This window comes from Streptomyces sp. NPDC058375 (assembly GCF_042723425.1).
GTDB lineage: Bacteria > Actinomycetota > Actinomycetes > Streptomycetales > Streptomycetaceae > Streptomyces > Streptomyces durocortorensis.
In genome coordinates this window covers 816-8,765 of the sequence record NZ_JBHXJG010000287.1, presented here as the reverse complement: position 1 = coordinate 8,765, position 7,950 = coordinate 816, and the positions used below count along the sequence as shown (strand labels likewise).

The window sequence follows — 7,950 nt, the reverse complement described above, 5'->3', positions numbered from 1 at the left end:
CCCCCGGAGGGGGCCGGCCCTTCCGCGTTCCGGCTGCTTTGCCCGTCAGATCCCCGCTGCCGCCGCCAGATCCCGCTTGATCCCGGCGAGCAGTTCGGCTCCCCGGGCCCGCGCGGCAGGCAGTCCGGCCGCGTCCGCCACCGGGACGACGACCTCCAGGTAGCACTTCAGCTTCGGCTCGGTGCCGCTCGGGCGGACGATCACCCGGGCCCCCTCCAGGTGGTAGCGCAGCCCGTCGGTGGGCGGCAGCTTGTCCGTGCCCTGCGACAGGTCCTCGGCCGAAGTGACGGCGAGGCCCGCCAGGGCGGTCGGGGGCTGCTCGCGGAGCCGGGTCATGGCGTTCGCGATGACCGTCAGGTCCTCCACCCGCACCGACAGCTGGTCGGTGGCGTGCAGACCGTGGGCGAGCGCCAGGTCGTCCAGCAGGTCCAGCAGCGTACGGCCCTGCTCCTTGAGTACGGAGGCCAGCTCGGCGACGAGCAGGGCGGCGGTGATGCCGTCCTTGTCGCGGACGCCCTCGGGGTCGACGCAGTAGCCGAGCGCCTCCTCGTAGCCGTACCGCAGGCCGTCCACCCGGGCGATCCACTTGAAGCCGGTCAGCGTCTCCTCGTACCCGAGGCCCGCCTTCTCGGCGATCCGGCCGAGCAGCGACGACGACACGATCGACTCGGCGAACACGCCGGAGGCGCCCCGCTCCACCAGGTGCGCGGCGAGCAGCGCGCCCACCTCGTCGCCGCGCAGCATCCGCCAGCCGCCCTCGGTGGCGGTGTCGGGCACGGCGACGGCGCAGCGGTCCGCGTCCGGGTCGTTGGCGATGATCAGGTCCGGGGCGGCCCGGCGCGCGGTGGCGAAGGCGAGATCCATCGCGCCGGGCTCTTCCGGGTTGGGGAAGGCCACGGTGGGGAACGCGGGGTCGGGCTCGGCCTGCTCGGTGACGAGCACCGGGGCCGGGAAACCAGCTCGCTCGAACGCGGCGGTCAGCACGGAGGTGCCGACGCCGTGCATGGCCGTGTAGACCGTGCGTGCCGTACGGGGGCTGTCGGCGGCCAGGACCGCGTCCGTACGGGCGAGGTAGGCGTCCAGGACCTCCTCGCCGAGGGTCTGCCAGCCGTCCTCGGGGCGTACGACGTCTCCCAGCGGGCCGACCGCGGCGATGGCGGCCGCGATCTCGCCGTCGGCGGGGGGCACGATCTGCGAGCCGTCGCCGAGGTAGACCTTGTAGCCGTTGTCGCGGGGCGGGTTGTGGCTGGCGGTGACCTCGACGCCGGCGACAGCGCCCAGGTGCCTTATGGCGTACGCCAGTACGGGGGTGGGGAGCGGGCGGGGGAGCACGGCGGCGCGGAGTCCGGCACCCGTCATCACCGCCGCCGTGTCGCGCGCGAAGTCCGCCGACTTGTAGCGGGCGTCGTAGCCGATGACGACGAGCCCGCCCTCCTCGCCCTGGGCCTTCAGGTAGGCGGCGAGGCCCGCCGCCGCCCGGATCACCACGGACCGGTTCATCCGCATGGGGCCCGCCCCCAGCTCGCCCCGCAGGCCGGCGGTGCCGAACTGGAGCGTGCCCGCGAAACGGGCGGCCAGCTCGTCGGTGTCGCCCGCTTCGATGAGGGCGGCCAGCTCGTCGCGGGTCTCGGGGTCGGGGTCCTCGGCCAGCCAGGTCCTGGCCTGTGCGATGAGGTCGTGCTGCACGGGGGCCGCCTTTCGGGGGTGTGCGGTGTGGTGGGGCGGTGCGGGTGGGTGGGACGCCGGGGCTCCGCCCGGACCCCGCTCCTCAAACGCCGGAGGGACTGAAATGGCCCGGTCCTCAGGCGCGGGAGGGGCTGAATCGGCCCCCGGAGGGGCTGCAGGCGCAGCCCTCGGGTACGTCCTAGATGCGCTCCAGCACGCTCGCCAGCAGCGCGCCCATCCGGGTCGCCGAGTCGCGGCCGGCCTGGAGGACCTCCTCGTGGTTGAGGGGTTCTCCGGACAGACCGGCCGCCAGGTTGGTGACCAGGGAGAGGCCGAGCACCTCCGCGCCCGCCTCGCGGGCCGCGATGGCTTCCAGGACCGTGGACATGCCCACCAGGTCGCCGCCCATGACCCGGACCATGTTGATCTCGGCGGGGGTCTCGTAGTGCGGGCCGGGGAGCTGGACGTACACGCCCTCTTCGAGGGTGTCGTCGATCTCCTTGCACAGCGCGCGCAGCCGCGGCGAGTACAGGTCGGTCAGGTCGACGAAGTTGGCGCCGATGATCGGCGACGCGGCCGTCAGGTTGATGTGGTCGCTGATCAGCACCGGCTGTCCCGGGCGCATGCCCTCGCGCAGACCGCCGCAGCCGTTCGTCAGGACGACCGTCTTGCAGCCCGCGGCCACCGCCGTACGGACCCCGTGGGCGACGGCGGCGACGCCCCGGCCCTCGTAGAAGTGCGTGCGGCCGAGGAAGACCAGCGCGCGCTTCTCGCCGATCTTGTACGAGCGGACCGTGCCGCCGTGGCCCTCGACGGCGGGCGCCGGGAAGCCGGGCAGCTCGGTCACGGGGAACTCGGCCTCCGGGACGCCGAGTGCTTCGCCCGCGGGCGCCCAGCCGGAGCCCATGACCAGGGCGACGTCATGGGTCTCGGCGCCGGTCAGCTCGCGCAGGCGGGCGGCGGCCCCGGCGGCGGCCGCCTGCGGGTCGGCCTGGATGTTGTCCGGAATAACAGATGCGTTCACGCGGAAGAGCGTAACCGCTGAATCCCTACGCGCGTAGATGCCCGGGCGCAAAGACACGTCGAAGGCCTTTGTGCTTTCGCACGAAAAGGGAGCGGGCGCGCCCGGATCCGCCCTGGTCAGCAGGGGCGCTTGCGCAGTTCCATCACATAGTCGTGAGGCGCTCCGGCGGATTCCGCGGCGTCCGCGATCTCGCCCAGATAGCGTGCCGAGGGCAGCCCGCCCTCGTACCCGTTCAGCACGTACATCCAGGCCGGCTCCTCGCCGTCCAGGGTGTGCACCCGGATCCGCATACGGCGGTAGATGTCGAGGCCGACGCCCTCCCAGCGGTCCATGGAGTCCTCGTCCATCGGCGCCAGGTCGTACAGCGCGACGAAGACCTGGGAGCGCGGCGCCTCCACCACGGTGGCCAGCGCCCCCTCCCAGCCCATCTGCTCCCCGCCGAAGGTCAGCCGCCAGCCGCTGAGCCAGCCGGTGCTGCGCATCGGGGAATGCGGGGCGCGGCGGGTCATCAGCCGCGCGTCGAGGTTGCCGGCGTACGCGGCGTAGAGCGACATGGGACCGAGGGTACGGGAGGTGGGCGCGGGAGCGGCGGTTCCTGTGACGAAGGCCCCGGTCGGGGGCCTTCGTCACAGCCGCCGTGTCGCAGCCGTACCGCACCCGTATTCGAGGTCGTCGGGTGTCGAAGACGTCGAACGGAAGACGTCGAACGGAATCGCTACGCGGGGCGGCTCCAGCTCGGCGCCCAGACGCCGCTTTCGGGGCGGCCGGGGTAGGCGGAGGCGAGATGGCGGTGCAGGGCGGCCAGCGAGGTGTGCGGGTTGTCGGTGCGCCGGATCAGGGAGTGGGGGTAGACCGGGACCGGGTCCACCAGGGGGATGCGGCGCAGGTCGTGACCGGCGGGCCAGACGAGCGGGGTCTGTTCGCTGACGAAGGTCGCAAGGGTGGTGGACGCGGCGATGGTGTCCAGCAGCGCTTCGATGCCGAAGTCCGGGCCGACCGTGTCGACGACGAACCCGAAGGTCTCCGCCAGCTCCTCGTAGTAGGCCGCCCACTCGGTGCCGGGCGCGTTCCCGGGCATCCAGATCCGGTGGCCCGCGAGCTGGGCGGAGGTGACGGCCGGGGCATCGGCGTACGGGTGGCCCGGCCCGGTGAACAGGTGCAGCGGTTCGTCGAAGACCGGGGTGGCCGCCACCTCGCGCGGGAGCCGGCTGCCCGGCATGGTCACCGCGCGGAACGTCGCGTCGATGGTCCCGTCCCGTACGGCGGCCACCGCCGCGTCGGAGTCGAACAGCGTCACGACGTCCAGCTCGATGTCGGGGTGGATCCGGTGGAAGCCGCGCAGCAGGCCCGCCAGGGAGAGCTGCCGTCCGATCACGTCGACGCGCAACGCCCTGCTGCCCGGCCGGACCGAGGCGACGGCCCGCTCGGCGGCCTGGAGCAGCCCGCGGGCGTGGGGGAGGAACGCCTGCCCGTCGATGGTGGGGCGCGCCCCGCGCGCGTCCCGGACGAGGAGCCGGACGCCGAGGCTCCGCTCCAGGGCGGCGACGCGCTTGGAGACCGCCTGGGGAGTGATCGAGAGATCGGCTGCTGCCTCCTGGAACTGGCCCGCGTCCACGACGGCGAGAAAGGTGCGCACAGCGGTGACGTCCATACCGCTCATCATAGGCTGGGCAACTGCTGGTTGATCGTGGGTGGGGTCGCGGTTGCTTGATCCATTGTCCATCAGGTCGCTTTGATGGTGTGGCCGGTTTCGGGCAACCAACGGTTGATCGGTATGGCCCCTGCTCCGGTGGATGTCGACCCGGTTCTCCCCTCCCAGCCTTCCCCTCCCGTGAGGAATCTCCATGCCTGATCACGACCGTCTCCACGTCCGTACGCCCGAGTTCGCGCGGGTCGCCGAGCGGATCGCGCACGTGACCGCCCTGACCTCACGGCTCAATGTGCTGCCGTTCGACGACACGGCCGCCCGGGCGGCGCTGCTGGCCGAGATCGTCGGCCGGCCGGTCCCCGGTTCCGTCACCGTCTATCCGCCCTTCTACACCGACCACGGGCTGGGCATCGACTTCGGTGAGCACGTCTTCGTCAACCAGGGCTGCACCTTCCTCGACCAGGGCGGCATCCGGCTGGGCGACGGCGTCCTGATCGGCCCGAAGGTCAGCCTCATCTCCTCCGACCACCCTCTCGCGGCCTCCGAACGGCGCGAGTTCATCACCCGGGCGCCCATCACGATCGAGGCCGGCGCGTGGCTCGGCGCGGCGGTCACCGTCCTTCCCGGCGTCACGGTCGGACGGGGGGCCGTGGTCGGCGCCGGAGCCGTCGTCACGAAGGACGTTCCCGCCGACACCCTGGTGACCGGACCGGCCGCGTTCGAACGCAAGCGGTGGTGCGACTGAGGCGCCTTTCCCGTACGGGGGCGGCCTCCTTCCCGTACGTGGGCGTCCTCTTCCCCGTATGGAGGGCCCCGGGGCGAAGCACTTTGGCGCGTGCGGGACAATGGAGTACGTACTGCATTCCCCCGGGGCGATCCCCCGGACCCCCGGCCGGGGCGGCAGACGGCCGCGGGTTACACAACGCGAGGCGGACTTTTCGTGACCCGGATCGTGATCATCGGTGGCGGCCCCGGCGGCTACGAGGCGGCCCTGGTGGGCGCCCAGCTCGGCGCGGAGGTGACCGTCGTCGACTGCGACGGTCTCGGCGGGGCCTCGGTCCTCACCGACTGCGTGCCCTCGAAGACCCTGATCGCGACGGCCGAGGTGATGACCACCTTCGACTCCTCGTACGAGGAGCTGGGCATCATCGTCGCCGACGACACCCCGCACCACGAGCAGGCCGCCCGGGTCGTCGGCGTGGACCTCGGCAAGGTCAACCGGCGCGTCAAGCGCCTCGCGCTCGCCCAGTCCCACGACATCACCGCCTCCGTCACCCGGGCCGGCGCCCGCGTGATGCGCGGCCGGGGCCGGCTCGACGGGCTCCAGGCCGCCGACGGCTCCCGCCAGGTCGTCGTCACCGCCGCCGACGGCACCGAGGAGCGGCTGACCGCCGACGCCGTGCTGATAGCGACCGGCGGCCACCCGCGCGAGATCCCGGACGCGCAGCCGGACGGCGAGCGCATCCTGAACTGGACCCAGGTCTACGACCTCGACGAGCTGCCCGAGGAGCTCATCGTCGTCGGATCCGGTGTCACCGGCGCCGAGTTCGCCGGGGCGTACCAGGCGCTCGGCTCCCGCGTCACCCTCGTCTCCTCCCGCGACCGGGTGCTGCCGGGCGAGGACCCGGACGCCGCCGCGGTCCTGGAGGACGTCTTCCGCCGCCGCGGGATGAACGTCATGGCCCGCTCCCGCGCCCAGTCCGCCAAGCGGGTCGGTGACCGGGTCGAGGTGACGCTGGCCGACGGCCGGGTCATCACCGGTTCGCACTGCCTGATGGCGGTCGGCGCGATCCCGAACACCGCGGGCATGGGCCTGGAGGAGGCCGGGGTCCGGCTCAAGGACTCCGGGCACGTCCTCACCGACCGGGTCTCGCGCACCAGCGCTCCCGGCGTCTACGCGGCCGGCGACGTCACCGGGATCTTCGCGCTGGCCTCGGTCGCCGCGATGCAGGGCCGGATCGCGATGTACCACTTCCTCGGCGACGCGGTCGCCCCGCTGAACCTCAAGGCCGTCTCCGCCAACGTCTTCACCGACCCGGAGATCGCCACCGTCGGCTACAGCCAGGCCGAGGTCGACGCGGGCAAGATCGAGGCCCGGGTGGTGAAGCTGCCGCTGCTGCGCAACCCGCGCGCCAAGATGCAGGGCATCCGCGACGGCTTCGTCAAGATCTTCTGCCGTCCCGGTACGGGGATCGTCGTCGGCGGCTGTGTCGTCGCGCCGCGCGCCAGCGAGCTGATCCACCCGATCTCGATCGCGGTCGACAACAACCTGACGGTGGAACAGATCGCAAACGCTTTCACCGTGTACCCGTCCCTGTCCGGATCGATCGCCGAAGTGGCCCGGCAGTTGCACACCCGCAAGCTCACGGGCGAGGGCTGAGGGCCCGGAAAGCCGGACAATCTGCGTCAACCCCCGGCAGTCCGGGCGGCGCTGAGATCGTTGACGATCAACCCCGAACAACAGAGGGGCCTCCTATACCACTTGGAGGCCCCTTTGAAGTACAACTTCTGTTATTCGGCGCAAACTGCTGAAAACTCACCGGCGGCCAGGTTACTGTCAGTTTCGTGTTCGCTGCAGAACGTCGTCAATTGATCCTCGAAATGGTGCGCGCCAACGGGGCGGTATCGCTCCGTGAGCTCGCCCGCGTCGTCCAGACCTCCGAAGTGACCGTACGGCGGGACGTGCGGGCACTGGAGGCAGAAGGACTCCTCGACCGCCGGCACGGCGGTGCGGTCTTGCCGGGCGGTTTTACGCGGGAGTCCGGCTTTCCGCAGAAATCCCATCTCTCCACCGCGGAGAAGACTGCTATCGCCGACCTGGCCGCGGGCCTCGTCGGCGAGGGCGAGGCCATCGTGGTCGGCGCCGGCACGACCACGCAGGAGCTGGCCCGCCGGCTCGCGCGGGTGCCCGGCCTGACCGTCGTCACCAACTCGCTGCTGGTGGCCCAGGCGTTGGCCCATGCCAACCGGGTCGAAGTCGTCATGACCGGCGGCACTCTGCGCGGGACCAACTACGCGCTGGTGGGCAGCGGGGCCGAGCAGTCCCTCCAGGGGCTGCGGGTCTCCCGGGCCTTCCTCTCCGGGAGCGGACTCACGGCGGAGCGTGGGCTGTCCACCTCCAACATGCTCTCGGCCAGCGTCGACCGGGCTCTCGTGCAGGCCGCGGCGGAGGTGGTCGTCCTGGCGGACCACACGAAGCTGGGCGCCGACACCATGTTCCAGACTGTGCCCACGGAACTGATCACCCGCCTGGTCACGGACGAGCCGCCGCTCCACGACGAGCGGGCCGCCGCCGAGCTGCAGTCCCTGGCGGACCAGGGCGTGGAGATCACGGTGGCCGGTCCGGGGGCGGACGCGTCCGGCGGGGAGGGCCCCCCTCCGGGGCGTCAGCCCCGCCGGGACATGCCCCTGCCCGGCCAGCGGCGCACGCAGAACGGCGGCCTCGGGCCGCAGTTGCGCAGTGCTTCGACGCTGGCGGACGTGCCGGGTGAGCGGGGAGCGCGCGTGGCGGACCTGCGGCGGCGGTAGGCCCAGGGGGGGGGGGGGGGGCCGCGCCCCCCCCCCCCCCCCCCCCCCGCGCCGGGGGGGGGGGGGGGGGGCCCCGGGGGCGGGC

The 7,950-nt window shown here is 72.5% G+C and carries 7 protein-coding genes; 3 read left to right on the top strand and 4 right to left on the bottom strand.

Going from position 1 to position 7,950, the window contains the following annotated elements:
* Positions 1-45 precede the first annotated feature (45 nt).
* The 4 genes from ACFWM7_RS30780 to ACFWM7_RS30765 all read right to left on the bottom strand — a co-directional run bounded on the left by ACFWM7_RS30780 (position 46) and on the right by ACFWM7_RS30765 (position 4,340).
* On the bottom strand, positions 46-1,686 hold the full coding sequence (locus ACFWM7_RS30780; protein WP_383266813.1) for a phospho-sugar mutase: 1,641 nt from the start codon (positions 1,684-1,686) through the stop codon (positions 46-48).
* Positions 1,687-1,864: 178 nt separating this feature from the next.
* Positions 1,865-2,689 (bottom strand): purine-nucleoside phosphorylase, encoded by an 825-nt coding sequence (locus ACFWM7_RS30775; protein WP_383266810.1) that lies wholly within the window; start codon positions 2,687-2,689, stop codon positions 1,865-1,867.
* 116 nt (positions 2,690-2,805) lie between these two features.
* Complete coding sequence (locus ACFWM7_RS30770) at positions 2,806-3,243, bottom strand: gamma-glutamylcyclotransferase (protein WP_383266807.1); 438 nt, start codon at positions 3,241-3,243, stop codon at positions 2,806-2,808.
* Positions 3,244-3,404: 161 nt separating this feature from the next.
* Positions 3,405-4,340, bottom strand: a complete 936-nt coding sequence (locus tag ACFWM7_RS30765) for a LysR family transcriptional regulator (RefSeq protein ID WP_383266804.1) — start codon at positions 4,338-4,340, stop codon at positions 3,405-3,407.
* A 193-nt stretch (positions 4,341-4,533) separates the two neighbouring features.
* Between ACFWM7_RS30765 and ACFWM7_RS30760 the strand changes: the two genes are divergently transcribed.
* The 3 genes from ACFWM7_RS30760 to ACFWM7_RS30750 all read left to right on the top strand — a co-directional run bounded on the left by ACFWM7_RS30760 (position 4,534) and on the right by ACFWM7_RS30750 (position 7,865).
* Complete coding sequence (locus ACFWM7_RS30760; protein WP_383266802.1) at positions 4,534-5,082, top strand: DapH/DapD/GlmU-related protein; 549 nt, start codon at positions 4,534-4,536, stop codon at positions 5,080-5,082.
* A gap of 195 nt (positions 5,083-5,277) precedes the next feature.
* A complete protein-coding gene (locus ACFWM7_RS30755; RefSeq protein ID WP_356568431.1) occupies positions 5,278-6,717 on the top strand; it encodes an NAD(P)H-quinone dehydrogenase in 1,440 nt (479 codons plus the stop codon).
* 185 nt (positions 6,718-6,902) lie between these two features.
* A complete protein-coding gene (locus ACFWM7_RS30750; RefSeq protein WP_383266799.1) occupies positions 6,903-7,865 on the top strand; it encodes a DeoR/GlpR family DNA-binding transcription regulator in 963 nt (320 codons plus the stop codon).
* The last annotated feature ends 85 nt before the right edge of the window (positions 7,866-7,950 follow it).

Excerpts from the sequence above, each read along its gene's own strand:
- ACFWM7_RS30760 (WP_383266802.1), top strand. The coding sequence starts at position 4,534 with ATGCCTGATCACGACCGTCTCCACGTCCGTACGCCCGAGTTCGCGCGG.
- ACFWM7_RS30765 (WP_383266804.1), bottom strand. The coding sequence starts at position 4,340 with ATGGACGTCACCGCTGTGCGCACCTTTCTCGCCGTCGTGGACGCGGGC.
- ACFWM7_RS30770 (WP_383266807.1), bottom strand. The coding sequence starts at position 3,243 with ATGTCGCTCTACGCCGCGTACGCCGGCAACCTCGACGCGCGGCTGATG.